General features: G+C 33.9%; 24 protein-coding genes. 13 read left to right on the forward strand and 11 right to left on the reverse strand.

The annotated features are described in order from the left end of the window. Window positions 1-5: 5 nt before the first annotated feature. From H3U96_RS07500 to H3U96_RS07510, 3 genes are all read right to left on the reverse strand, one after another. Window positions 6-1373 carry an L-serine ammonia-lyase gene (locus H3U96_RS07500; protein WP_065578283.1) on the reverse strand — a complete coding sequence of 456 codons (1368 nt, stop codon included), beginning with the start codon at window positions 1371-1373 and terminating at the stop codon, window positions 6-8. Between the two features lie 230 nt (window positions 1374-1603). Continuing rightward, window positions 1604-2905: a serine/threonine transporter gene (locus H3U96_RS07505; protein ID WP_198196172.1), complete on the reverse strand. Its 1302-nt coding sequence runs from the start codon at window positions 2903-2905 to the stop codon at window positions 1604-1606. Between the two features lie 561 nt (window positions 2906-3466). Then, a complete protein-coding gene (locus H3U96_RS07510; protein ID WP_198196174.1) occupies window positions 3467-3865 on the reverse strand; it encodes a hypothetical protein in 399 nt (132 codons plus the stop codon). A 159-nt stretch (window positions 3866-4024) separates the two neighbouring features. Between H3U96_RS07510 and proS the strand changes: the two genes are divergently transcribed. Next, a complete protein-coding gene (proS, locus tag H3U96_RS07515) occupies window positions 4025-5740 on the forward strand; it encodes a proline--tRNA ligase (protein ID WP_198196175.1) in 1716 nt (571 codons plus the stop codon). A 736-nt stretch (window positions 5741-6476) separates the two neighbouring features. After that, entirely contained in the window at window positions 6477-7928 is a 1452-nt protein-coding gene (locus H3U96_RS07520) for a M48 family metalloprotease (RefSeq protein ID WP_198196176.1), read from the forward strand. A 62-nt stretch (window positions 7929-7990) separates the two neighbouring features. Here H3U96_RS07520 and H3U96_RS07525 read toward each other — a convergent pair whose 3' ends face one another. Together H3U96_RS07525 and rluC are read right to left on the reverse strand one after the other, a co-directional pair. Then, complete coding sequence (locus H3U96_RS07525; protein ID WP_034900902.1) at window positions 7991-8650, reverse strand: histidine phosphatase family protein; 660 nt, start codon at window positions 8648-8650, stop codon at window positions 7991-7993. 26 nt (window positions 8651-8676) lie between these two features. After that, entirely contained in the window at window positions 8677-9657 is a 981-nt protein-coding gene (gene rluC, locus H3U96_RS07530; protein WP_034900904.1) for a 23S rRNA pseudouridine(955/2504/2580) synthase RluC, read from the reverse strand. A gap of 150 nt (window positions 9658-9807) precedes the next feature. Here rluC and dsbB point away from each other — a divergent pair, with 150 nt between their 5' ends. The 4 genes from dsbB to rapZ all read left to right on the forward strand — a co-directional run bounded on the left by dsbB (window position 9808) and on the right by rapZ (window position 12697). Continuing rightward, complete coding sequence (gene dsbB / locus H3U96_RS07535) at window positions 9808-10341, forward strand: disulfide bond formation protein DsbB (protein ID WP_065613758.1); 534 nt, start codon at window positions 9808-9810, stop codon at window positions 10339-10341. A gap of 74 nt (window positions 10342-10415) precedes the next feature. Next, a complete protein-coding gene (rluA, locus tag H3U96_RS07540) occupies window positions 10416-11072 on the forward strand; it encodes a bifunctional tRNA pseudouridine(32) synthase/23S rRNA pseudouridine(746) synthase RluA (RefSeq protein WP_198196178.1) in 657 nt (218 codons plus the stop codon). A 78-nt stretch (window positions 11073-11150) separates the two neighbouring features. Further along, window positions 11151-11747, forward strand: a complete 597-nt coding sequence (locus H3U96_RS07545; protein ID WP_198196180.1) for an XTP/dITP diphosphatase — start codon at window positions 11151-11153, stop codon at window positions 11745-11747. 101 nt (window positions 11748-11848) lie between these two features. After that, the gene (rapZ, locus tag H3U96_RS07550) at window positions 11849-12697 is read left to right on the forward strand and encodes an RNase adapter RapZ (RefSeq protein ID WP_065652084.1); all 849 of its coding nucleotides are present in this window, start codon (window positions 11849-11851) and stop codon (window positions 12695-12697) included. A gap of 6 nt (window positions 12698-12703) precedes the next feature. Here rapZ and H3U96_RS07555 read toward each other — a convergent pair whose 3' ends face one another. Next, window positions 12704-13519, reverse strand: coding sequence for a divergent polysaccharide deacetylase family protein (locus tag H3U96_RS07555; protein ID WP_086320741.1), 816 nt, complete (start codon window positions 13517-13519; stop codon window positions 12704-12706). Continuing rightward, window positions 13516-14706, reverse strand: coding sequence for a murein hydrolase activator EnvC (envC, locus tag H3U96_RS07560; RefSeq protein WP_198196182.1), 1191 nt, complete (start codon window positions 14704-14706; stop codon window positions 13516-13518). The genes H3U96_RS07555 and envC overlap by 4 nt, the downstream gene beginning before the upstream one ends. Window positions 14707-14935: 229 nt before the next feature. On the opposite strand from envC, the gene glyQ reads away from it, so the two are divergent. The 4 genes from glyQ (at window position 14936) to ybaK (ending at window position 19395) form a co-directional block, all read left to right on the forward strand. Beyond that, window positions 14936-15868, forward strand: coding sequence for a glycine--tRNA ligase subunit alpha (gene glyQ / locus H3U96_RS07565; RefSeq protein ID WP_065578272.1), 933 nt, complete (start codon window positions 14936-14938; stop codon window positions 15866-15868). Between the two features lie 10 nt (window positions 15869-15878). Next, on the forward strand, window positions 15879-17951 hold the full coding sequence (glyS, locus tag H3U96_RS07570; protein WP_086357138.1) for a glycine--tRNA ligase subunit beta: 2073 nt from the start codon (window positions 15879-15881) through the stop codon (window positions 17949-17951). 60 nt (window positions 17952-18011) lie between these two features. Next, entirely contained in the window at window positions 18012-18824 is an 813-nt protein-coding gene (locus H3U96_RS07575; protein ID WP_198196185.1) for a hypothetical protein, read from the forward strand. Between the two features lie 85 nt (window positions 18825-18909). Continuing rightward, window positions 18910-19395, forward strand: coding sequence for a Cys-tRNA(Pro) deacylase (gene ybaK, locus H3U96_RS07580; protein ID WP_065578269.1), 486 nt, complete (start codon window positions 18910-18912; stop codon window positions 19393-19395). A gap of 154 nt (window positions 19396-19549) precedes the next feature. Here the strand turns inward: ybaK and H3U96_RS07585 are convergent, their stop codons facing one another. From H3U96_RS07585 to H3U96_RS07600, 4 genes are all read right to left on the reverse strand, one after another. Further along, window positions 19550-19822 carry an HU family DNA-binding protein gene (locus H3U96_RS07585; RefSeq protein WP_065578268.1) on the reverse strand — a complete coding sequence of 91 codons (273 nt, stop codon included), beginning with the start codon at window positions 19820-19822 and terminating at the stop codon, window positions 19550-19552. A gap of 177 nt (window positions 19823-19999) precedes the next feature. Then, window positions 20000-20593, reverse strand: a complete 594-nt coding sequence (locus H3U96_RS07590; protein WP_065652089.1) for a YjaG family protein — start codon at window positions 20591-20593, stop codon at window positions 20000-20002. Beyond that, window positions 20590-21660: a uroporphyrinogen decarboxylase gene (gene hemE / locus H3U96_RS07595; protein ID WP_198196187.1), complete on the reverse strand. Its 1071-nt coding sequence runs from the start codon at window positions 21658-21660 to the stop codon at window positions 20590-20592. The genes H3U96_RS07590 and hemE overlap by 4 nt, the downstream gene beginning before the upstream one ends. 82 nt (window positions 21661-21742) lie before the next feature. Then, entirely contained in the window at window positions 21743-22648 is a 906-nt protein-coding gene (locus H3U96_RS07600; protein ID WP_065578265.1) for a LysR family transcriptional regulator ArgP, read from the reverse strand. A gap of 211 nt (window positions 22649-22859) precedes the next feature. Here H3U96_RS07600 and rpiA point away from each other — a divergent pair, with 211 nt between their 5' ends. From rpiA to H3U96_RS07615, 3 genes are all read left to right on the forward strand, one after another. Next, a complete protein-coding gene (rpiA, locus tag H3U96_RS07605) occupies window positions 22860-23519 on the forward strand; it encodes a ribose-5-phosphate isomerase RpiA (RefSeq protein WP_065613774.1) in 660 nt (219 codons plus the stop codon). Window positions 23520-23588: 69 nt separating this feature from the next. Further along, window positions 23589-24830 (forward strand): phosphoglycerate dehydrogenase, encoded by a 1242-nt coding sequence (serA, locus tag H3U96_RS07610; protein WP_086365142.1) that lies wholly within the window; start codon window positions 23589-23591, stop codon window positions 24828-24830. A gap of 567 nt (window positions 24831-25397) precedes the next feature. Next, window positions 25398-25934 carry a Dps family protein gene (locus tag H3U96_RS07615; protein ID WP_065578262.1) on the forward strand — a complete coding sequence of 179 codons (537 nt, stop codon included), beginning with the start codon at window positions 25398-25400 and terminating at the stop codon, window positions 25932-25934. Window positions 25935-25980 lie beyond the last annotated feature (46 nt).

Genomic DNA, 25980 nt, shown 5'->3' on the forward strand with positions numbered 1-25980 from the left:
TAAAATTAATTACAGTGAACCGTAATAGCTAATCCACCACGAGATGTTTCACGATATTTTGCATTCATATCCTTTCCTGTTTCATACATAGTTTCAATAACTTTATCTAAGGATACTTTTGCAACAGTTGTTCTTCTTAACGCCATTCGAGTGGCATTGATTGCTTTTACTGCAGCTATTGCATTACGTTCAATACAAGGAACTTGAACTTGTCCTGCAACTGGATCACAGGTTAAACCCAAATTATGTTCCATCGCTATTTCAGCAGCCATACAAACCTGCTGAGGGTTTCCTCCTAAGAGTTCAGCCAAACCTGCTGCAGCCATAGAACAAGCAACCCCCACTTCACCTTGACAACCAACTTCGGCACCAGAAATAGAAGCATTCATTTGATAAAGTTGCCCTATAGCACCACAAGTTAAGAAAAAACGAATATAGATATCAGGTGTTACCGGATTGATAAATTTATTATAATAAGCAATTACAGCAGGTATAATACCACAAGCACCATTTGTTGGAGCTGTTACCACTCGCCCACCAGCAGCATTTTCTTCACTAACCGCGAGAGCAAACATATTAACCCAATCAATAATAACCATTGGGTCATTAATAATACCATCTTTTGTGGTCGATAATTGCCGATATAATGAAAATGCTCGACGTGGAACTTTAAGTGGTCCAGGTAATAAACCTTCTGTATTCATTCCTCGTTTAATACAATCTAAAATTGTTTCGCCCACTCGCTCAAAATAGTTTTCTATTTCTTCATATGTATGTAACTGTAACTCATTCTTCATCATTATGCTGGAAATAGACAATGAATTATCTTCACAGAGACTAAGTAGCTGTGCTGCTGATGAAAAAGAATATGGTAACTTTACTGAATTTTGTTCTTCCTGACCAAATTTCTCCTCTTCTACAATTTTACCACCACCAACAGAATAATACGTTTTTTGTAATAATAACGTCTCTCCATTATAAGCACTCAATGTCATACCATTTTCATGTAATGGTAAAAATTTTGAATGAAATACCATACATTGATCGAGAGGAAAATCAATTTCATACCTATTATTATAAATTGATAATCGATTGGTCTGAGTCACTGTTTCTATAAATAATGGAATATTATCGATATCCACACTATCAGGCTTTTCGCCAGCTAATCCCATAATAATGGCAATATCAGTTTGATGCCCTTTACCTGTTAATGATAAAGAGCCGTAAACATCAGCAACAATTTTAGTAACCGACGACATCAAATTTGCACTAATCAACTGATCAATGAAGATTTTTCCTGCTATCATTGGTCCCACTGTATGAGAACTAGAAGGACCTATACCGATTTTAAATATTTCAAATACTGAACTCATATTTTCCCTTTTTTATACCTAATTTTAAATCGATAACAATTATCAATATTATAAATTATAACTGTGAGCAAAAATGCAGTAAAACCTATAAATTTATACAAGTTATTTCAAATCTTATGTTAAGATTTTCGCGAATAAATTATTTGCCACTCACTCCTTCTATTGATCAATAAAACAATCGACTTTACTACATAACACATAAACAGTTATGGTTTTTAATTAATGCAAATTTAAATTAAATTATAAATAGCTGCTGAAATCGCAATCATTCCCATAACAACAATAAATATATTGCTAATTTTACCTTGATACTTTTGTAATATAGGCAATCTATGGATTGCGTACATTGGCATTAAAAATAGTAATATCGCTAGAATTGGACCACCTAATGATTCAATTAACCCCAAAATACTTGGATTTAGTGTCGCAATACCCCATGCAGTAATGAACATAAAAGCAATGGCAATTTTATCGAGCTTTTTGGGCGAAATTGTTTTATTACGACTACGTAGTGCCTTATTAACAAGACCATTAAATCCTTCTTTACCACCTAAATAGTGACCTAAAAATGATTTAGCCATAGCAATAAAGGCAATTGGAGGACCAATGTACTCAATTACTGGTGAATTAAATCGATTAGCTAAATAAGATAATGTTGAAATATTTTGAGCTTTTGCATCTAATAGCTCTGCAGGGGTTAGGCAAAGCGCACAACTAAAGACAAAAAACATGACAGTAACCACCATCATAATATTACTAGCCGCAATAATTTTACTACATTTAGGTTCAGCAAATACTTCACCATATTCTCTACGTTTAGCTACGGCTAAAGATGAGATAATAGGTGAATGATTAAATGCAAATACCATTACAGGTATAACTAGCCATAGTGTCATTAAAATACTACGTCCACCTTCATTAGCTGTATTACTAAATGAAAAATTTGTGAAAAGTTCACCATTCCATTCAGGAATTAAAAACAAAGCCAAAATCATTAACACTGCAATAAAAGGAAAAACCAATATTGACATAACCTTAACAATAAGTTCTTCACCAAAATGTACAATCATCATTAAAAAAGCAACTAAAAAGAATGAAAGTAAAGCTCGAGGAGGAGGCTCCATGCCTAATTGATGAACTATAAAGCTATCAACAGTATTAGTAATACCGACACTATAAACTAATAAAATCGGATAAATCGCAAAAAAATAGAGTAGTGTTATCCAATTTCCTGCAGTGCGTCCAAATGCTTCTTCAACCACTACTGTTATATCACCATCAGGGCTTTTACCCGATAAAACAAACCGACACAAAGCTTGATGAGCAAAGAATGTCATTGGGAAAGCAAGCATTAACATCACCAATAACGGGATTAATCCTCCGACACCTGCATTGATAGGAAGAAATAGTACCCCCGCACCAATAGCTGTTCCATAAAGGCTAAGCATCCATAATGTATCACTTTTACGCCATTTCGGTAATTTCGATGAGCTTTTATCTTCAAATATGTCCTTATTAATCGTCTGTCCCATATTGAATATCTCCTTAATCTAAAATTCGCGCGTATGATATCAATAATTAAACTTTTGTAGTGTGACCTTCATCACATTAAATATAAAATTATTCAATATAATCAATAAGATAATGATATCTATTTTGATACTTAAGCTACTTAAATTTGTTAAAGAATCATTTTTGACACCTATAAATAAGTAATCTGACATAATTTATGTTTGAATTGAGTTCTAATCGATAAGTAATAACAGAGTCATTACTCATTATTTTAGTTAAAAACAATAATAAAATTATTTTGGTATCCTAATATTTAAAAAAATCTAAGTTATAAATAACGTTGATTTATAGTATTTGTAATATGGGGTATGTGATCAAGATTAGCGTTATTAAGTTTTTCAAGATAAGACACAAGAAAACTTATTCGTAATGATAAATAAACAACGAATTATATTTAGTACTATATTATGCTGATAACCATTACCTAATCAGACTATTAATTAAGATTAAATTATTAGCATAAAAATTTTTGAGGAATGGGGTTTTTGACAACTAATTTTAGTTAAAAACTCTCAAAATTTTTATATCGAATCATAGTAACAAACAACACCTAAATCTGACCGTATAATTTCCATAAAGCCACCAGACAATATTTCAGATGTGTCGTGGAAAAAACTAGGTTTTTCTTTTAATATCAATTTACCATAAAACTTATTTTCAAAATATAAATCGCCATCATCAGTAATGGTAAAATGGTCATCAGGCTGAATAAAACTATCACAAGGACATTCCATTATATATTCCTTTGTATTAGACAGTCGACTACAACCATCAGTTCGCCAATAAAACTCTAATACCTCTTGATAACTTAAATCAAACAAATGATATTTAGCAAATTTAATCGGCCAATATAAAATAAGTACAGCTAAGAAGAGAAAAAATAAACGTTGTTTTAATTTAGGTATGTTCAATTTGTCCATATTGTTTAGTAACTTATTCTCAATAAAAGAAAATTTATCACATATAAACATTTATAACCATATTTACTAATAAAATTACTTTTGTGTTGCGCTTGGTACTGCTAAACTAGCTAACATTTTTATTATATTTATATATAAATTATTTTTCGGGATAAATGTATGCGAACCAGTAAATATCTTCTATCTACATTAAAAGAAACACCAGCAGATGCTGAAGTAATTAGCCATCAATTAATGTTACGTGCCGGTATGATCCGCAAAGTTGCTGCCGGATTGTACACATGGCTGCCCACTGGTTATCGTGTACTAAAAAAAGTCGAAAATATTGTTCGTGAAGAGATGAATAACGCTGGTGCAATTGAAGTATTAATGCCGGTGGTACAACCTGCCGATATATGGCAAGAAAGTGGCCGCTGGGAACAATATGGTCCTGAATTATTACGTATTAAAGATCGTGGCGATCGTGATTTTGTCTTAGGGCCAACTCATGAAGAAGTGATCACTGACTTACTACGTAATGAAGTGAGTTCTTATAAGCAATTACCGCTAAATGTTTATCAAATCCAAACTAAATTCCGCGACGAAGTCCGCCCTCGTTTTGGTGTGATGCGCTCACGTGAATTTATTATGAAAGATGCATACTCGTTCCACACCTCGCAAGAGTCATTACAAGAGACGTATGATGATATGTATAAGGCATACAGTGCGGTATTTACTCGGGCTGGCTTAAATTTTAGAGCGGTACGTGCTGATACTGGCTCAATTGGTGGTAATTGGTCACATGAATTCCAAGTATTAGCAGATAGTGGCGAAGATGATATCGTCTTTTCAACGGAATCCGATTATGCTGCCAATATTGAAATGGCACAGGCTCAAGCACCAACTCAAACACGCCAATCTCCAACCAAAGAGATGCAATTAGTAGATACGCCTGATGCCAAAACTATTGACGAATTAGTAGCACAATTCAATTTACCAATTGAAAAAACCGTTAAAACATTAATGGTTAAAGCCACTAAAGAGAGTGGTCACCAACTAGTAGCTTTATTAGTGCGTGGTGATCATACCTTAAACGAAATCAAAGCAGAAAAAATCGATATTGTGGCGTCTCCACTTGAATTTGCAACCGAAGATGAAATTCGTGCGTTAGTCAATGCTGGACCGGGCTCTTTAGGACCAATAAACCTAAATATGCCAATGATTATTGACCGTGATGTTGCAGTAATGAGTGATTTTGCTGCTGGTGCCAATATTGACCATAAACATTATTTCAATATCAATTGGCAACGCGATGTTGCTTTACCTCGCATCGAAGATATTCGTAATGTGGTCGAAGGTGATATTAGCCCTGATGGTAAAGGTACATTGCAAATTAAACGAGGCATTGAAGTTGGGCATATCTTCCAACTTGGTACTAAATATTCAGAAGCCATGAAAGCAACTGTCCAAGGAGAAGATGGACAAAATCATGTGATGATCATGGGTTGTTATGGTATTGGCGTTAGCCGAATAGTTGCCGCTGCAATCGAACAATGCCATGACGATCGTGGAATTATTTGGCCAGAAGCCATAGCACCATTTAGCGTTGTTATTATTCCAATGAATATGCACAAATCTGAAAGAGTACAAGCGACTGCAGAAAAACTTTATGCCGATCTACAAGCTGCCGGTATTGAAGTATTATTTGACGACCGTAAAGAGCGCCCTGGTGTAATGTTTGCTGATGCTGAATTAATTGGTATTCCACATACAATTGTTATTGGTGACCGTAACCTTGATAGTGGCAATGTAGAATATAAACATCGTGCAGGTGGCGATAAAGAATTGGTAAAAGTAGACCAAATCCTTGAATTTATTAAAAGCCGTCAACAATAAACACAAAAATAAACAATTGTAGTAATAATAAATAGGACACAACAAATAATGGCTCTCTTTGGTTTGCAAATTGCCCAAATAGTGAACATTATTTTGTTGTGTTACTTGATTTTTTATTAGCAGTTGTTAGTCTAAATTAATTCAAACCTCATTGTGAATAACTTTTATCAAGTACCAAACGATATATATCGCTTGAACAATCCTCGTTAAAACAGATAAAACAGCTTGGTAAACTTAGCATTAAAACCATAATTAATCTGCGATATGGCATAGTTTTCGAGATAAAGTTGTCAATACTGAAATTACTGAAGTTTGGATCAATATTCGAGCAGAAAATATTTCTGATAAAAAATAATTCAAATTCTTAAAACAATCAAAAATTCCCCTAAACTGAGATTAATTCATTGTTGGCATAGCAGTGACCGCACAGGCGTAGTTGTTGCTATGTATCGCTTAATTTTTCAAAACTGGAATAAACGTCAAGTTGTTGATGAATTAATGTAACCTGAGTTTAGAAATCATTAAAATATTTATCCCAATATCAAAAACTACATTAAAAATGTTGATATTAATGTTGAATAAATTCGCTATGCAGCATTGGAATAACATCATTATTTAATCGAGTAAATAAAATAATATAGAAGTAATAGCTCAAATTGATAAAATATTCAAAGTGATATTGTCTTTTTTTTAAGCTAGAATACTTAATTATTAATCTTTTTTATGAGTTAAAAGTATGTTAAAAAAAGCAATCGCACTAATAGTATCTACATCATTATTACTACAAAATGCATCGATCGTTTATGCAGATAACATTAAGCTACCCGATATGGGCACCGCAGCTGCAGCTACATTAAGCATCGGGCAAGAAAAAGAGATGGGCGATTATTATATGCGCTTGTTACGTGGTAGTGCTCCGATTATTAATGATCCGGTTTTAAATCAATACATCAATGATTTAGGGAAAAAATTAGTTTCCAAATCAGAATCGGTACAAACGCCTTTTCACTTTTATGTTATGAGAAGTAATGTACTTAATGCCTTTGCTTTTTTTGGTGGCAATGTCGTCGTTCATTCAAGATTAATATTAGATACCGATAATGAAAGTCAATTAGCATCGGTAATGGCTCATGAAATCGGGCACGTAACACAACGCCATTTAGCACGAGCTATGGAGGCTCAAAATAGTAATAGTCCATACGTTTGGGGAGCAACACTTGGCTCGTTATTACTAACTTTAGCCAATCCAGAAGCTGGTATGGCGGCAATGACAACCACTATGGCAAGCTCAACACAAAGTATGATTAGTTTTACCCAATCAAATGAACAAGAGGCGGATAGAGTTGGGCTTAGAACATTAACTAAAGCTGGATTTGATCCTTATGCTTCTTCTGAGTTTCTACAAAAACTCGCCGATCAAAGCCGCTTTAGCAGTAAGCCACCTGAAATCCTAATGACTCACCCTTTACCTAATAGCCGTTTATCCGATATTCGTAATCGTTCATTACAATACTCAAAAAAGAATGTTACGCCATCTTTAAATTATTATTTAGCCAAAGCTAGAATAGCAATTTTGATGAGTAATAAAACTAATGCAAGAATATTGATTGAAGATTATCGTAAACTGAATAATGAACAAAGTAAAATAGCGGTAATTTATGCTAATGCTTTAGTTGATTACAATAATAATAATTACCTAAAAGCCAAACAACAATTACAACCATTATTAGATAATGATCCAAATAATATCTGGTATATTGATCTAATGACGGATATTGATTTAGCGCTTAATAATAGTAGTGCAGCAATTACTCGTCTTCAATCAGCATTAAAAAGATCACCTGATAGTTCCGCATTACAACTAAATCTAGCTAACGCTTATGTAAAAGCTCGAAATTACCAGCAAGCAGTGAGTTTATTACATCGTTATACTTTTGATCACAATGATGACACTAACGGTTGGGATTTGTTAATAACTGCTTATGGTGGACTAAAGTCAAGAGCTCAAGAGATGAGCGCACGGGCAGAGTCAGTGGCGCTAGAAGGAAAGTTTCCTGATGCGATTCGATTATTAACTAATGCTAAAACTCAAGCAAAAGGTAATCAAACCTTAATTGCAAAAATTGATGCCAGAATTAATCAATTAAAACAGTTGCAAAAACGTTATGCTGTTTATAGTAGGAGATAGACTCGTATTTCAGGCTAATGTTACCAATAGCATTAGCCTGAAAATGTCACAAAAAATAGTAATTAATCGTCTAAATGATCAACATTATTATAAAACTTAACTGAATATTCACCCTCTTGTTGCTCATTATTCTGTTTATAATTAACCACGCTAATACTAGTATTTAACATTCGTGGGAAATAGTTTTCATCACGATGTTGACGCCAATCGCCACCATTTAAAACACAAAGTAATATTCGTAATACCGTACCATGTGATACAACTAAAATATTACCATTATCTTGCGGTGCATTTTTAACAATTTCATTTAAAGCATTTTTCATACGAGAAAGTACATCAAGGTAATTTTCACCTTGATTAACAGATGCATCAAACTTTTCTGGTTCAGTTAAATAGGTATTAAATTCTGGGAATTCTTTTTTTAGTGAAGGCACATGTCTACCTTCCCAAAGACCAAAATCCATTTCCCGCAAACCTTCCAGTTCAAAAGAAGGAATTACATTGTCATTTTCGTTAATAATATAATCCCGAGTTTCCATTGCACGTTGTTGAGGGCTAGAATAGGCTTGTATAAATGGTATATTTTTAAGATGCTTTCCGGTTATCTTGGCGCCTAAAATACCATTTTCAGTTAGAGGTGAGTTTTGTGACCCCTGCATCTGATCTTTAATATTCCATTCTGTTTGACCATGTCTAATTAAGTATAAATTAAGATCTTTCATGCTTATTAATTACCTTCTCATTTTAATCATTCTGTTTGTTGATATTTATCATCTCTAATCTTTGTCAAACAATTTTGCAATACATCATCCAACGGGGCATGTAATTGCATCTCCTGTAAAGTTTTCGGATGAATAAATTTTACATTAGCGGCATGTAAAAATAATCGATTAAGTTTACTATCAGTTAATAATGCATCAAATTGACTATCACCATAGCGATCATCAAATGCAATCGGATGATTAGCATATTGAGTATGCACACGAATTTGGTGCGTACGACCAGTTACTGGGCTCGCCTTAACTAAGGTTGCAAAACCGAAGCGTTCTTCTACTTTAAATCTCGTTTCTGAAGGTTTTCCTTCGGCATTCACTTTAACCACTCGTTCACCACTTTTAAGAACATTTTTTAGTAATGGTGCTTGTACAACTTTGCATTCAGAAGGCCAATTACCTTTCACTAAAGCTAAATAATTCTTTTGCATCTGTTTCAAACGTAATTGTTCATGCAGTGACTTTAACGCAGAACGTTTTTTCGCAATCAATAAAATACCTGATGTTTCGCGGTCAATTCGATGCACTAATTCTAAAAATTTCGCTTCTGGTCGTAAGGCTCTTAATCCTTCAATAACACCAAAACTTAGACCACTACCACCATGTACGGCAATTCCAGATGGTTTATTAATGGCTAAAATTACATCATCTTCATAAATGATCGCTTTCTCCAAATCAGCAACTTTATTTAGTTTTGTGGAAATCTCAGGCACCGTTTTTTCGGAAACGCGTATAGGTGGGATACGCACTTCATCACCAATAGCTAGCTTGTATTCTGGTTTTATTCTTTTTTTGTTAACGCGAACTTCACCTTTTCTAAGTATGCGATAAATCATACTTTTAGGCACACCTTTAAGATATGTAATAAGAAAGTTATCAATGCGTTGCGCTTCATTTTCTTCACTAATTGTGACAAATGAAACTTGTTGTTTTGTTTGTTGAACTTTTGAGTCCATAAGAAAAGATTAATCCACCGTTAATAAATAAAAGTCGTTTCACATTATTAAAAAATAAACTACACTACTACTGGCTAAAAATTAATATCGATTAATTTCAATAAAATGAATATAAAACGATTATAACGGAATCTGGAGGAATAAAACAGTATGTTATCTCTGCTCAATCAATACTCTCGCAGTAGAGTTGCTTGGTTTTTGTTATTTCTTTCCACCTTTATTTTTGAAATAACCGCTCTCTATTTTCAACATGGCTTAGGCCTTGCCCCTTGTACATTATGTATCTATCAACGTTGTGCAATTTACGGCATTATGCTTGGCAGTTTAATTGGACTGATTGCGCCTAGCAAACTAATTTTTCGCTTAGCAGGTATTTTGGTATGGTTAATTAGTTCCATAAAAGGCTTTAACTTAGCAACTTTTCATGCCCATTTACAATTTGAACCAAATTTAAGTGATACCTGTGCTATTAATGTGCAATTCCCTTCTTGGTTAGCGTTAAATGAATGGTTACCAAGTATGTTTAATGCTTATGGATCATGTGCAGACAAAATTTGGTCTTTTTTAACTATTGAGATGTCGCAATGGATGATCATTATTTTTGCTTGTTACCTTTTAGTGAGTTTGGTGATACTCTTCTCTCAACTCTTTTCACCGAGTAAAAAGTCAATCTGGAGTAAATAAACTTTTCGACTGACACTTTTTGTTGAGTTTGTTAGAATGTGTGGCAATTTAATTTTACAAATTATCACACATACATGCTTTTGGAATATCATCCCCCCATTGATCCGTGGCTAACTATTTTATATCAAGATGATCATATTGTTGTTGTGAATAAACAACCCGGTATATTATCTGTTTCAGGCAATAAGCCACAATTTATAGATAGCATTATTCATCGCTTACAACAAAAATATAGTTATGTTGAATCAGTCCATCGTCTCGATATGGCGACCAGTGGTATCATGGTTGCGGCTTTATCAAAATTGGCTGATAGAGAAATTAAAAAACAATTCCGCGAACGAGTACCGAAAAAAACTTATATTGCCGTAGTTCATGGCCATCTTGAAAATGATATTGGCCAAGTCGAATTACCATTAATTTGTGATTGGCCTAATCGTCCACGACAAATGGTTGACCACAAAAATGGCAAATATGCATTAACCCATTATCAAGTTATTTCCCGTAATGATGATAATACCACCAGAGTTGCACTATTTCCGTTTACAGGACGCTCCCATCAATTACGAGTTCATATGCAAGCAATCGGGCATCCCATTCTAGGGGATAAATTTTATGCTCATCCTGAAGCATTTTCGATGTCACAACGATTATTGTTACATGCACAACTACTTACAATAAATCACCCCAAAACAGGGGAAAGTATGACATTTTGTTGTGAGCCAGATTTTTAAAATTTTAAACAATAAATCTATTAGTAATATTTAACTTACTAATAGATATATAACACAAATTAGTTATGGAGTCATAAAATGCAAAAAATTGTTTTAGCTACCAACAACCAAGGAAAAGTCAATGAATTACAACAGCTTTTGGCTAATGCTGGCTTTGATGTTGTAGCCCAAAGTGCATTCAATGTTCCTGATGCTGAAGAGACCGGTTTAACATTTATTGAAAATGCTATCTTAAAAGCTAGACATACTGCAAAATTGACAAAATTACCTGCGATTGCAGATGATTCTGGCTTAGTTGTTGATGCGCTAAATGGTCAGCCAGGAATATATTCAGCTCGTTATGCCGGAGAACATGGCAATGATAAAAGTAATAATGAGAAATTACTACTTGAATTAAAAGATGTGCCGAAAGAAAAAAGAACCGCATACTTCTACTGTGCGCTTGCTTTTATACGACATGAAAATGATCCAACCCCTATTATCTGTTTAGGAAAATGGAATGGATTAATTTTGAATGAACCGCATGGCAATGGTGGATTTGGTTATGATCCATTATTTTTTGTTCCAGAACTTAATTGTAGTGCCGCAGAGCTAACCAAAGAGCATAAAAGCCAAATTTCTCATCGAGGACAAGCACTTAAACAATTAATCGCCAAAATAAAAACTGAGTATTAGCCAGATAATCTGGCTTTTCAACTCACTACTTATTTCCAATAATTGCACATTTTGAACTAAACAGTATATACTAGAACACCAATTATTTTGGAGTTGATATTGTGATATTATTGATAGTAAGTGGCCGTTCAGGTTCAGGAAAATCAATTGCATTACGTGCACTAGAAGATATGGGATTTTATTGTGTTGATAATATTCCTATTGCGTTATTGCCTCAACTTGCTGAATCATTAAAAGATAATAATACCCCTGTTGCGGTCAGTCTAGATATTCGAAATTTGCCTGATAATTTTGATTTTAATCATGATGTCCTCCAACGCTTACCCTCTTCGGTTACACCGGAAATAATCTTTTTTGATTGTAGTCGTAATACACTAATTCGACGTTATAGCGAAACCAGACGAATACATCCCCTTACTAATCAAAAATATTCATTAGAAGAAGCCATCGATCTAGAAGAAACCTATTTAGAGCCTTTAAAATCACATGCAAGTTTGATGATAAATACCGACAACCTTTCTGTTCATGAGTTATCAACTATTCTTAGAACCAGAGTTTTAGGTAAGAAAGAACGAGAATTAACCATGATCTTTGAATCATTTGGATTTAAACATGGTTTACCCGTCGACGCTGATTTTGTGTTTGACGTTAGATTTTTACCGAATCCCCATTGGGATATCTCTTTACGACCATTAACCGGCTTAGATGAACCCGTTAAAAACTATTTATTAAAACATGATGAGGTAACGAATTTCATTTATCAAACCGCCAATTATCTACAACAATGGTTGCCTATGTTAGAAAAAAATAACCGTAGCTATTTAACTATTGCCATTGGTTGTACCGGTGGACAACATCGTTCTGTTTTTATCGCTGAACAATTAGCCGAGTTTTTTAAAGCACAAAATAAACAAGTTCAAATTCGTCATCGTACACTTGAAAAACAATAATTACTGTTATTCAATAGGATTAACATTTGATAGATCTGTTAATCGTTTTTTATATTTTTCAAATATATCTTTAAATGTCGGTTTAAGTTTAGTTTTAGTTGGAAGTGATGTAATCAACTGACTAACTTTTACTAATTCAATATCATCAGGTAAATTAGCTAATTTTGTACGTAAGACATTCACAGTTTGTGGATGAGGATGACCAATAGCAATGGCATGACCATTTTTGTGGGCAATTTTTATTGCCAAATCAAACTGCTGAGCGATAGCATATTCTTTTTGCTGATCATCTAAAAATACATCGCGTCCAATAACCGCTATATTGTATTCACTTGCTGCGTTTTTTACTTGGGTCTTACCTATCGTTTTACTATCTAAAAAAAACATGGAATAGTGACTTAACGCCTTCATCACGTTATGCATACCATTTAAATTTGCAGTCATTAAACTGCCCATATGATTATTCACACCAATAGCATACGGCACACGGGAGACGGCATCATCAACGATTCTTTTTACTTCTAACTCACTCATATAGGGAAATAGAGTATCTTTCTCTAAAGGTTGTTTTCCCAAAGGGGCCATGGGTAAGTGAATAATAACATCATTACCATGTTGATGGGCAATAGTCGCAATCCGTCTAGCATTAGGCGAATGAGGTAGAACGGCAATAGTGATGTTAGGAGAAAATGAAATAATCTGTTCTTCATTGTGCTGGCGATAACCAAAATCATCTATAACTAATGCTAATTTTGCTGCTAATACACTATTAGCTTTAAATAAAAAAAGTAATACTCCTATTTTTAACAGATTTTTTATCATTTTAACCAGCCACTTGGATCTAATGCTTTACCATCTCGACGAATTTCAAAATAAAGACCAGAGGTATTTTGACCGCCACTTGAGCCAACAATAGCAACTGGCTGTTGAGCTCGAACTTTTTCGCCTACTTCAACTAAAACGCGCTGATTATAACCATATAAACTCATATCGCCTTTACCATGTTCAAGTGCAACAACAAATCCATAACCTTGTAACCAGCTGGCTAAAATAACTCGTCCATCAGCAATAGCTTTAACTTGAGTGCCATCTCTGGCATCGATAACCATACCTTTCCAACGAAGTTCACCTTGTAATGTTTCACCAAATCGATGAATAGTATTACCATTTACTGGCCAATTAAATTGGTGTTGCGGTTTACCAATACCACTGACTCGAGCCATTAATGCCCGTTCGTTAGCATTAAGTGTGTAATTAGTATTCTGTTGTTGTTTTTCTTCTATATTTTTTGCTTGCCTTGCCTCTTCTTCGGCTATTTTTCGACTTTCTCGTTCCGCTTGGGCAATTCTAGCCTGTAATTTTGCTTCGTTATTTTTTAACTCGTCTAATTTCTGTTGATTTTTCTGCATTGAAGACTCAAGCAAATTGATAGTTTTTTTACGATTCTGATGATTTTTTTCTAGCGCTAACTGTTCCTGTTTCTGTTTAGTATTTAGCGTTTTTTGCGTGCTCTGTGTCTTTTTCAAAGCCGTTTTCTTTTCACTAAGTTGAACTTGTGTTTCACGAAGCATATTTATTTGCTGTTGTCTTGCTTCATTAATATAACGAAAATAGGTAATAAGACGTTCATTACGCTCACTTTGTTCGCTAGCAAAAATGAGTTTAAAGTTGGTGTTTTTTCCTAACTTGAAAGCACTTTCTAACTGTTTGGCTAACTCATTGCGTTGTTGTTGTTGTTTAATTTTTAAATCATCGATTTGTTTAATTAAAGAAATGATTTCACTGTCTAACTTTTTAAGTGTAAGACTATTTTTCTCAATTGATGTTAGTAATTTTGCTATTTCTGTCTCTTGATCTTTAAGATCATTAATTAATTGCGTTCGCTCTTTTTTTTGCTCTGCTAGACGTTTCTCTTGTTCTTCGATTGAACGACGTAACGATTGTAATTGTTGATTATCATCTGCATACACAAAGTGTGTATTTATTAATCCAATAAAAAATATAATCAACAGTCTCATTTTATGATAAATAGACATGGCCTTTTTATTTTTGATTTTTTACCAAGCAATATAGATGACTTCACTATACCGACAAATGGCTAAAGATGCAAAATGAAAACTATCATGTATAGCTTAATCAATATAAAGTAATTAGGCATTTCACAAGCTCTAATAAAAAGTATAAAATGTAGCACTATTTAATTTGTAGAAAAATTAATTCAACCATAAAGATAACATCATGCAAAAGTTTAATGTCAAAACCTTCCAAGGTTTAATACTTACGTTACAAGATTACTGGGCTAATCAAGGTTGTACAGTGATTCAGCCATTAGATATGGAAGTCGGTGCGGGTACTTCTCATCCAATGACCTGTCTACGAGCACTTGGTCCGGAACCAATTAATGCAGCTTATGTTCAACCATCTCGCCGCCCAACTGATGGTCGTTATGGTGAAAACCCAAATAGGTTACAGCATTATTATCAATTTCAAGTTATCTTAAAACCATCACCAGATAACATCCAAGAACTCTATCTAGGATCTTTAAAAGAACTTGGCCTTGATCCAACTATCAACGATATTCGTTTTGTAGAAGATAACTGGGAAAACCCAACATTAGGTGCATGGGGATTAGGTTGGGAAGTATGGCTAAATGGCATGGAAGTGACGCAATTTACCTATTTCCAACAAGTCGGTGGGCTTGAATGTAAACCAGTCACCGGTGAAATTACCTATGGATTAGAACGACTAGCAATGTATATCCAAGGTGTAGATAGTGTTTACGACTTAGTTTGGAGCGATGGAGCATTTGGTAAAACTACTTATGGTGATGTTTTTCATCAAAATGAAGTCGAACAATCAACCTATAATTTCGAATACGCTAATATTGATTTCTTATTTTATTGTTTTGAACAACATGAAAAAGAAGCAAAATTATTACTTGAATTAGAAAAACCACTACCATTACCAGCTTACGAACGTATTTTGAAAGCAGCTCACTGTTTTAATTTATTAGATGCTCGTAAAGCAATTTCGGTAACCGAACGCCAACGTTATATATTGCGAATCAGAACATTAACCAAAATGGTGGCTGAAGCATATTACGCATCTCGTGAAGCACTAGGATTTCCAATGTGCCAAAATTCAAGTTCTAAACCAAATGCAGCAAAGTAGGAGTTGATATATTATGCAAAAAACATTTTTAGTGGAAATCGGTACTGAAGAGTTACCACCAAAATCACTCCGTACTTTAGCTGAAAGCTTTGCAGCTAATTTTATTGAACAACTTGATAATGCTAATTTAGAACATGGTGAAGTACTTTGGTATGCATCACCACGCCGTTTAGCATTAAAAGTTTTGAATTTAAATGATACTCAACCAGATAGCCAAATCGTTAAAAGAGGCCCCGCAGTCAGTGCAGCATTTGATGCAAATGGTAATCCGACAAAAGCAGCAGAAGGTTGGGCTCGTGGTTGTGGGATTGATATATCACAAGCAGAACGAATTCAAACCGATAAAGGCGAATGGCTATCTTATACTCACAATCAAAAAGGTCAACCTGTTGTCAATTTACTTTGTGATATGGTTAAAAATGCCTTAAATAAATTGCCGATTCCTAAACCGATGCGCTGGGCAGCTCGTCAAGTTGAATTTATTCGACCTAGTCATACAGTCACGATGTTATATGGTGATGAGCTAGTACCAGGTATCATTTTAGATATTCAATCAAACCGAATCATTCGTGGTCACCGCTTTATGGGTGAGCAACAATTTACTATTGATAATGCGGATCAATATCCAGAAATTCTTGAGCAACGTGGTAAAGTCGTCGCTGACTATAACAAGCGAAAATCAATCATTAAACAGCAAGCTGAAGAAGCAGCAGCTAAACTTAATGGTAAAGCAGACTTAACCGAAAGCTTACTTGAAGAAGTTTCATCATTAGTTGAATGGCCAGTGGTATTGACTGCTAAATTTGAAGAAAGATTTTTAGCGGTTCCAGCTGAATCATTGGTATATACCATGAAAGGCGATCAAAAATATTTCCCTGTTTATGACAAACAAGGAAAATTGTTACCAAATTTCATTTTTGTTGCCAATATTGAGTCCAAAGATCCACAAGTTGTTATTTCAGGTAATGAAAAAGTCGTACGCCCACGTTTAGCTGATGCTGAATTCTTTTATAAAACAGACTTGAAACAAAGCTTAGAAGCTCGTCTTCCTCGCCTTGAAACTGTTTTATTCCAACAACAATTAGGTACAGTTAAAGATAAAGCACTCCGCATTGAAGCCTTATCAGGTTTTATTGCTGAAAAAACTGGCGCTAATGTTGAACAAGCCAAACGAGCAGGAAAATTAACTAAATGTGATTTAGTCACCAATACTGTATTTGAATTTCCTGAAACTCAAGGCATTATGGGACGATATTTAGCGATTAAAGATGGTGAAAGTATCGAAGTTGCCACCGCTATTGAAGAACAATACAAACCACGTTTTTCTGGTGATGAATTACCAAGTACAGCGGTTGCTAGTGCGGTCTCAATTGCAGAGAAAATGGATACATTAGCGGGTATTTTTGGTATTGGACAACATCCAAAAGGAGATAAAGATCCTTTTGCGCTTCGTCGAGCAGCTATTGGCGTATTACGCATTATTGTTGAAAAAGATTTACCTATTGATTTAGTTGAATTAGCTAATTTTGCCACATCATTATATGGTGATAAATTAACTAACCAAAATGTTGTTGAAGACATTGTCAACTTTATGCAAGGTCGATTCCGAGCTTGGTATCAAGAAAAAGGATTTGCTATCGATACGATTCAAGCAGTACTAGCTATCAATCCAACTAGACCGGCTGATTTTGATGCCCGTGTCAACGCTGTAACACATTTTAGAACGTTGCCAGAAGCTTCTTCATTAGCTGAAGCTAATAAGCGAGTATCAAATATTTTATCGAAGACCGCAGATACTATTCCTGAAAATATTAACGCTTCATTGCTCGAAGCTGGTGCTGAAGGCGAATTAGCGATGCAAATAGCGGTATTAACAGATAAGTTAGCTCCTTATTTTGCTAAGGGACAATATCAAGAGGCTTTAGTTGAATTAGCATCACTTAAAGCACCTATAGATACCTTTTTTGAGAAAGTTATGGTGATGGTTGATGATGAAAAAATTAAACTAAACCGATTGGCTCTTTTAAAGAAATTACAAAATTTATTTTTAAAAGTTGCCGATATTTCATTATTACAATCATAATTATTAAATTGAATTTATACACCGTGGTAATACTTGTATTACCACATATAAGGAAACATGATGGATTCACAAAAAAACCTTTCATTTACAGCTATTTTTCAACAAACGATTAACTTTATCCGTAATCGATTTTCCCTAATAGCAATATCAAGTATTGTACTTGGTTTAATTAATACTTTAGTTATATATTCTGTAATTAATCCTAACCAACTAATGGTAGAATTAGAGTATTTTAATCAATTCGGTATGATTCCCGATTATTTTATGAAAACCGTCATAATTCTATATTTGGTGAATATAGTTTTGGTTTCAATAATATTAAGCATTATCTGTAATTTATCAATGAGTAACAAACTTAATCCAAGTTTAATATTGTCACGAATACTACCAATATGCCTGAATATACTTGGTTTTTCTGTTTTATATATGTTAATTTGTATTCCTATCGCTATTTTATTCTTACTGGTCTTCAGCATAATAGGATTGCTTGTACCCAAAATGGTATCATTGCTATTAATATTGGTGATAGGTTGTACGGCTTTAGTAATTTATAAGTCGATTTTTAATTATTTTCTCGTTTCAGCAGCACAACCTAACTCGACGCCTTTTTTTCAAAGATTTAGTGCCTGCCACAAGTTTTTCTTCCAAAATTGGAAAGCGCCTGTTTTAATGATTTTAATCAGCGTTATTTTTACTGGAATACTGAATGGTATAAGTTCTTTAGGAAAAAATATTGTTTTTGATGTTATATCTACCTCACTAGGTGTGTTTGCTGATTTCTTTATATTTAGCTTCTTTTATCGTTTATACAGCATAAATAATAATATTGAATCGACAAAATCAGACGATAATAATAAACTAATAATTTCTTAATTATCATTAATCCCTATTAATAAAATTTAATAGGGATTATTAATTTCTAATTCTCACCAAAAATCTTTATGTTACGGTTATTATTATGACGCCAGCCATTAGATTACTAAAAAATCAGAAAATAAAATTTAATATTCATCAATATCAGCACGATGCCGATCAGACTCATTATGGTCAAGAAGCCGCAAATAAGCTTGGATTAGAACTTAATATTGCTACTAGTCAAATATTTAAAACTTTAATAGTGAGTATCAATGGTGATAATAAGACATTGGCTGTTTGTGTTATACCAGTTAATTGTTCTTTAGATCTAAAACAAGTTGCTAAAATACTAGATTGTAAAAAAATTGAGTTGGCTGATCCACATTTAGCACAAAAAACGACTGGCTATATAGTGGGTGGAATCAGCCCATTGGGTCAAAAAAAATTATTACCGACACTGATTGATATTAGTGCTAAACAGTACCAAACTATGTTGGTTTCTGGTGGCAAAAGAGGATTAGAAATTGAAATATCTCCAGCTGATTTAGCCAATCTATTGAATGCTAAATTTAGCAAATTGTCTAATTAACTATATTGATAAAAATTGATAATAATTAAGAAAAACAAACAGATTCTAAAAAGAAAAAAGAAGAGAATTTTAGATTAACAACAAGGCCATAACTTATCCATGTATGGCCTTAGATGCTACCCTATCAATAATGATAGGAAAAAAAGCAGTAATATTATTTGATTGCTTCTTTTAAGCTTTTACCCGAAACAAATGCAGGCACTTTGCTTGCTGCAATTTTGATTTCTTTACCAGTTTTTGGATTACGGCCAATACGAGCTTTACGAGCATTAACTTTAAATGTACCAAAACCAACTAGTTGAACCGGCTCACCAGCTTTTAGTGATTCAGTGATAGCAGCAAGAGTTGCTTCTAACGCTGTTTTAGCGGCAACTTTAGTAATATCAGCTTTACTAGCGATAGCATCTACAAGTTCTGTTTTATTCATGGAGATATCCTTACATATTTATTTTATTGTTAAAGTTAACATTTTTTAGCAAAGTTAATCACTTAATTTTGCTTCTGTAAACATTATTCAGATTACATTGTTGTTAAATGTAGTCTATATTTGTGTAATGTTAAAGAAAAATTTAATAAAAATTAAAAAAATCACTCCGTAAGCGACTTAATTGCTCAAAAAAACACCAATATTGCTCGTTTTAGTCAATCTTATATCTTCCTTTAGGCCTTTAATTAGATCAACCATTTCATTGTTTTCATTACTTAATAATCGAAAAATATCCCATTGTAAGTCAAATTCTTCAACAACACTAGGTAATTGCGATTGTTCTTGCTCCGAAAGTTCAATATTATCCTTAGTCATTTCAAATTCAGCCACTGTAGTAGCCGATATACTACTCACTTTAGCCGAATGTTCGACTATTTCACCACTGATATAAGAATGTAAAATCTCGCTCAGCGCCTGACAAGCATCAATAGCAGGATAAACCATATACGGACTATCCTCGTTGAGGATTGGAATTATCAATTCCAGTTTTTCAAGTTGTAAATCAAAATTGATTTTAACATTTTCTACTAATAATGACTCCCAGATTAAATCAAGAATTTTTTTATAGCCAACAGCTGATTGTTCATCTTGTTGTAAACGGCAATAATAAACATAGTTTGGATACATTCGTTCACATAAACAAATCATAAATAAACGCTGTTGCCACACAGCTAGCTTTGCTATTCTCAATTGAACTGGATTTTTAATCATAAATGGAACCTTTTGGACTGTTGATGTACTGCATTAACTAAATATTGTACATGCTCAATTGGGGTATCTTGATTAATACCATGCCCTAGATTAAAAATATGGCCATTATAGTAGCCAAAATCAGTCAGCACCGATTCAACTTGAGACTCTATGGTTTCTCTGTTAGCGTACAATATTGAAGGATCTAGATTACCTTGTACTGCAATATTACCCTTTTGAGCAATTAGATTCAAATCCACTGTCCAATCAACACCTATTGCATCACTTCCTGATTGACAAATTGTATCCAACCATAAACCGCCCCCTTTAGTAAATAGCGTAACAGGGACATAAGAAGTAATATTGTCACTTTTCTTACCACGCTTTAATTGCGAAAGAATTAATTGCATATAATGCAAAGAAAATTCACGATAACTCTGATGGCTAAGTACCCCACCCCAAGTATCAAATATCATAATCGCTTGCGCACCGGCATCAATTTGTGCATTTAGATACAGTGCCACACTATTAGCCAATTTTTCCAATAATAGATGTAACGCTTTTGGTTCACAATAAAGCATTTTCTTTATTTTTGTAAAAGCTTTACTACTACCACCTTCAATCATATAAGTGGCTAATGTCCATGGACTACCAGAAAAGCCAATTAAGGGGACTTTACCGGCTAACTCTTGCTTAGTTAAACGAATAGCATCCATCACATATTTAAGTGATAGTTCTGGATCGGGTATTGGCAATTGTTCTATATCTACCAAACTAGAAATTGTTTTTTCAAATTTTGGACCTTCACCAGCTTCAAAATATAATCCAAGTCCCATAGCATCAGGAATGGTTAAGATGTCAGAAAAGATAATTGCGGCATCAAGTTCAAAGCGTCGCAACGGTTGTAAAGTCACTTCACATGCGAGTTCTGGCGTTTGACACATTGTCATAAAATCACCAGCTTTTGCTCTAAGCTGTCGATATTCAGGCAAATAGCGACCAGCTTGACGCATCATCCAAACTGGCGTGTAATCTACCGGCAAACACTGTAATGCGCGTAAGTAACGATCGTTTTTCAATTGGCTCATCTTTTAGTTCTATAAATTTGCTAGTTGCTAATAAAATAGTTAAAGCAACAAGTTAGTTAGCTATAAATAGTTTATGCAGCAGTTATTTTCGTTCCGCTGGCTGAGATAATATTCGCTGCGCATAACGAATTAATGTTTCGGAGATATTTTGCATTACACTACTTTCAGGAGCAAAGCGATGCCAATACAGCATTCGCCTTTGGAATAAACCTTCAGTTAAATTAACTAATTCGCCTGTTTTTAACTCTTGCTCAACTTGTAACATAGGAATCATACAACATGCAGAACCTTGTTTAGCTAACTGAACAAAAGCTTCTGACGAACTAGTGATATGGCAAATTACACTGCCTGGTGTCAAATTAAAATTTTCCTGTAAAAAGGCTTGATGCATATCATCTAAGTGATCAAAAGCGACCGCTGGTGCTTTTAAAAGCGATGAACGGGTTACCCCATTCGGAAAATATTTTTTTGCAAATTCGGGCGAAGCAACAAAGATATAATCTAATGCGCCTAATAAATCTGATAAGCATCCTGGTAAAGGATTTGGTTGAATACTAATTGCAGCTACAACAGTACCTAAGCGTAAAAGCTCTAAGGTATGCTCTTCATCTTTAACTTGAATATCAAAACGTAAAATATTTTTATCGAGAACTGGTTTTAATGCAGGTAAAAACCATGTCGCTAAAGAATCGGCATTAATAGCAATTGATAATGACAATGGTGTAGTATTTTGTTCATTATCACCTAACCATTGCTGCTCTAATAATTCAACTTGATGCAATAATCCGAGAAGATGTTCACCTTGCTTGGTTGCTTTTGGAGGAATAGTTCGTACTAATAGTTGCTGACCAAAAAAGCTTTCTAATTGCTTAATACGTTGCGAAACCGCTGGTTGTGTTATACACAATTTATCGGCCGCTCGTTCAAATCCTCGTTCTTTTATCACTGCATCTAATGCTTGTAATGCTCTATAATCTGGACGCTTCATAATCTCTTTACTAATGATTTGATCTTTGCTTGGTCATTCAAGCTATTTTTATTTTGCAAAAAATTTGAAATCGATCTAAAACTTTATAGATTTTCTTAAAATACTAATGATTTTTGCTTTCCAATTGGTTACTATGCCATATATTGAACAATTTTGCTTTTAAAATTTTAAATTTTTTTTGATCAAAATCATATTTACATACGGTGATATCATGACACAAGATGAACTAAAAAAGGCTGTAGGCTGGTCAGCGCTAAAATATGTTAAGCCTGATTCATTAGTTGGCGTAGGAACAGGGTCTACTGCGGCGCATTTTATTGATGCACTTGCGACAATAAAAGATCAGATAAAAGGAACTGTCTCTAGTTCAGAAGTATCAACTGAAAAATTAAAAAGCTATGGAATACCCGTATTAGACTGCAATGAAGTTGATAGTTTAGATATATATGTCGATGGTGCCGATGAAATTAATCATCATATGCAAATGATTAAAGGAGGTGGAGCCGCGTTAACTCGTGAAAAAATTGTATCAGCTTTAGCTAAACAATTTGTTTGTATCGTTGATGAATCTAAAGTTGTCGATGTCCTTGGCAAATTTCCTCTACCAGTAGAAGTGATACCTATGGCTCGTTCTTATGTTGCTAGAGAATTGTTCAAACTTGGTGGAAAACCAATTTATCGCCAAGGTGTTATAACCGATAATGGTAATGTTATTTTAGACGTTCATGACCTTGTTATTGCCAAACCAATGGAATTGGAAAATCGTATTAACAGCATTGCTGGGGTAGTTACTGTTGGATTATTTGCCAATAAAGGGGCCGATATCGCTTTAGTCGGTACTAGTTCTGGTGTAAAAGAATTAATAAAATAAAAAATTACATTTTTGATGGATAATTTTGTATTTGCAATCAATTAAAATATTAAGCATAGAGAGGAATAAATGGTTGTTCAGGCATTAACGAAAGATGAAAATAAGTTTCTATTACTTGAAGGTATCCACCCTAGTGCAGTTGAAACACTTAAATCAGCGGGCTTTAACAACATTGAGTATCATAAAGGCGCACTATCGAAATCTGAGCTGGAAACAGCTTTAAAAGATGCCAGATTTATTGGTATTCGTTCCAGAACCCATTTAACTAAGGACATCATCGATGCCGCACCAAAATTAGCCGGTATTGGTTGCTTTTGTATTGGCACTAATCAAGTTGAACTTGACGCAGCGACGGTTAAAGGAATTCCAGTTTTTAATGCGCCATTTTCAAATACTCGCTCTGTGGCAGAACTGGTATTAGCTGAAGCAATATTATTACTTCGCCGAGTACCTGAAGCTAATGCTAAAGCTCATCAGGGTAAATGGAATAAACTTGCCACAGGTTCGCACGAAGCCCGAGGAAAAAATTTAGGTATCATTGGTTATGGTCATATAGGTAGCCAGTTGAGTGTATTAGCTGAATCATTAGGAATGAATGTCTATTTTTATGATATTGAAACTAAATTGCCATTAGGAAATGCTAAACAAATTCCAACAATGCGGGAATTACTTGCTATGAGTGATATTGTCAGTATGCATGTTCCAGAAAATCCAACCACAATTAAAATGATTAGCCAACCTGAAATCGATATGATGAAAACAGGTGCAATATTGCTCAACGCATCACGTGGTACCGTGATTGATATCAAGGCGCTAACACAAGCATTAGAAACCAATAAACTAAATGGTGCAGCAATTGATGTTTTCCCAACAGAACCCGCTACCAATAATGATCCTTTTGAATCACCTTTATGTAAATTTGATAATGTTATTATTACCCCTCATATTGGCGGTTCAACCAGTGAAGCTCAAGAAAATATTGGTATTGAGGTTGCAACCAAATTAGCGAAATATTCTGATACTGGTGCAACCCTTTCAGCGGTTAACTTCCCTGAAGCTTCATTACCGATTCCAGCAAAAGGTTCAAGCCGTTTTATCAATATTCACCATAATCAACCAGGGGTATTAACGGCTATCAATACATTATTTGCTGAACAAGGTCTAAATATTTCTGCCCAATATCTACAAACTGATGCTAAAATAGGTTATGTTGTTATTGATATTGATAGAGTTGAACAAAATAAAGCCGAAGAATTATTAATTAAGCTGAAAAGTGTAGCAGGTACTATTCGAGCAAGATTATTATTTTAATTTTTATCGTTAAAAATGATTTTGGTCGTTATTATTTAAGAGATTACATAACACTAATAACGACCATCCAAATAATCATATACTCGAAAATTCCGTAGTGCTATTCAGTAAAAAGACTGGTAACGATTAGAGCAATTTTAATATAATAATAAAGTTATAGGTTGCGTTACCAAATTTAACCAATAATTTCAGGCTAAAAAACCCCTTTCCTCAAATTTTTTGATTTATATTTTATAAATATTTAACTTATCTCGTGGTTTTAGATTTTTAAAAATAGTAGATAGAGCATCAGTCAAGATTGTCATTCAGAGTTAAAGTAAGTCATCTAATTGATAAAAACATTGATGCTATAAATGATTTAAAATGACTTTAATTTGATCATAGTTTGAAAATTTAATCATTATTTTGAAATTTCTTTTTAAATTTTTGGTAAATATTTTTTAGCTAATTTATTCATAGATTATTGATATAACAGCAATAGTTAACAATGACTGTTTTTTACTGATAAGTTGGCGTAATTTGGTATTACAAAGTTATTTTACTTTTCAATTAATAGGAGAATCTAATATGGCTAAAAGTACGACTTCGGCAAAAAAGCTACAACAAGCAGCTATTTTGTTTCCAACTGATTTAGGTCAAAAGGCATCAAAAGATATTTCCGGTGCCATGAACTCTGTATTAGCAGATGTATTTGCGTTATATTTAAAAACCAAAAACTTTCATTGGCATGTAAGTGGTCCTCATTTTCGTGATTATCATTTAATGTTAGATGATCATGGAGAAGAGTTATTTGCAATGACAGATCCAATTGCTGAACGTGTCCGAAAATTAGGCGGTACAACTCTACGTTCAATTGGTCATATTTCAAAATTACAGAGTATCTCTGATAACGATGCTGATTTTGTTGAACCATCAGATATGATAGCTGAACTCTGCCAAGATAATATTAAACTTACTACTCGTATGCGTGTAGCCCATGATATTTGTGATAAATATAATGACTCGGCAACAGCAAGTTTAATTGAAGAATGGATAGATCAAACTGAAAAACGCGCATGGTTCTTATTTGAAACAGGCCGTAAATTGGACTCTTCTGGTCACTAAAATCTAGTGGCTATGAGTGATCATCCCGAATAAGAGACACATATTG

It is taken from the genome of Gilliamella sp. M0364 (genome assembly GCF_016100565.1).
GTDB lineage: Bacteria > Pseudomonadota > Gammaproteobacteria > Enterobacterales > Orbaceae > Gilliamella > Gilliamella apis.

What these genes read in the sequence shown, in the direction of transcription:
- proS (WP_198196175.1), top strand. Translation starts at nt 4,025, where the DNA reads ATGCGAACCAGTAAATATCTTCTATCTACATTAAAAGAAACACCAGCA.
- rluA (WP_198196178.1), top strand. Translation starts at nt 10,416, where the DNA reads ATGCTTTTGGAATATCATCCCCCCATTGATCCGTGGCTAACTATTTTA.
- H3U96_RS07505 (WP_198196172.1), bottom strand. Translation starts at nt 2,905, where the DNA reads ATGGGACAGACGATTAATAAGGACATATTTGAAGATAAAAGCTCATCG.
- H3U96_RS07545 (WP_198196180.1), top strand. Translation starts at nt 11,151, where the DNA reads ATGCAAAAAATTGTTTTAGCTACCAACAACCAAGGAAAAGTCAATGAA.
- rluC (WP_034900904.1), bottom strand. Translation starts at nt 9,657, where the DNA reads ATGGACTCAAAAGTTCAACAAACAAAACAACAAGTTTCATTTGTCACA.
- H3U96_RS07500 (WP_065578283.1), bottom strand. Translation starts at nt 1,373, where the DNA reads ATGAGTTCAGTATTTGAAATATTTAAAATCGGTATAGGTCCTTCTAGT.
- serA (WP_086365142.1), top strand. Translation starts at nt 23,589, where the DNA reads ATGGTTGTTCAGGCATTAACGAAAGATGAAAATAAGTTTCTATTACTT.
- rpiA (WP_065613774.1), top strand. Translation starts at nt 22,860, where the DNA reads ATGACACAAGATGAACTAAAAAAGGCTGTAGGCTGGTCAGCGCTAAAA.
- H3U96_RS07590 (WP_065652089.1), bottom strand. Translation starts at nt 20,593, where the DNA reads ATGATTAAAAATCCAGTTCAATTGAGAATAGCAAAGCTAGCTGTGTGG.
- H3U96_RS07575 (WP_198196185.1), top strand. Translation starts at nt 18,012, where the DNA reads ATGGATTCACAAAAAAACCTTTCATTTACAGCTATTTTTCAACAAACG.
- H3U96_RS07525 (WP_034900902.1), bottom strand. Translation starts at nt 8,650, where the DNA reads ATGAAAGATCTTAATTTATACTTAATTAGACATGGTCAAACAGAATGG.
- H3U96_RS07520 (WP_198196176.1), top strand. Translation starts at nt 6,477, where the DNA reads ATGTTAAAAAAAGCAATCGCACTAATAGTATCTACATCATTATTACTA.
- ybaK (WP_065578269.1), top strand. Translation starts at nt 18,910, where the DNA reads ATGACGCCAGCCATTAGATTACTAAAAAATCAGAAAATAAAATTTAAT.
- H3U96_RS07600 (WP_065578265.1), bottom strand. Translation starts at nt 22,648, where the DNA reads ATGAAGCGTCCAGATTATAGAGCATTACAAGCATTAGATGCAGTGATA.
- H3U96_RS07555 (WP_086320741.1), bottom strand. Translation starts at nt 13,519, where the DNA reads ATGATAAAAAATCTGTTAAAAATAGGAGTATTACTTTTTTTATTTAAA.
- H3U96_RS07585 (WP_065578268.1), bottom strand. Translation starts at nt 19,822, where the DNA reads ATGAATAAAACAGAACTTGTAGATGCTATCGCTAGTAAAGCTGATATT.
- hemE (WP_198196187.1), bottom strand. Translation starts at nt 21,660, where the DNA reads ATGAGCCAATTGAAAAACGATCGTTACTTACGCGCATTACAGTGTTTG.
- glyQ (WP_065578272.1), top strand. Translation starts at nt 14,936, where the DNA reads ATGCAAAAGTTTAATGTCAAAACCTTCCAAGGTTTAATACTTACGTTA.
- H3U96_RS07510 (WP_198196174.1), bottom strand. Translation starts at nt 3,865, where the DNA reads ATGGACAAATTGAACATACCTAAATTAAAACAACGTTTATTTTTTCTC.
- H3U96_RS07615 (WP_065578262.1), top strand. Translation starts at nt 25,398, where the DNA reads ATGGCTAAAAGTACGACTTCGGCAAAAAAGCTACAACAAGCAGCTATT.
- dsbB (WP_065613758.1), top strand. Translation starts at nt 9,808, where the DNA reads ATGTTATCTCTGCTCAATCAATACTCTCGCAGTAGAGTTGCTTGGTTT.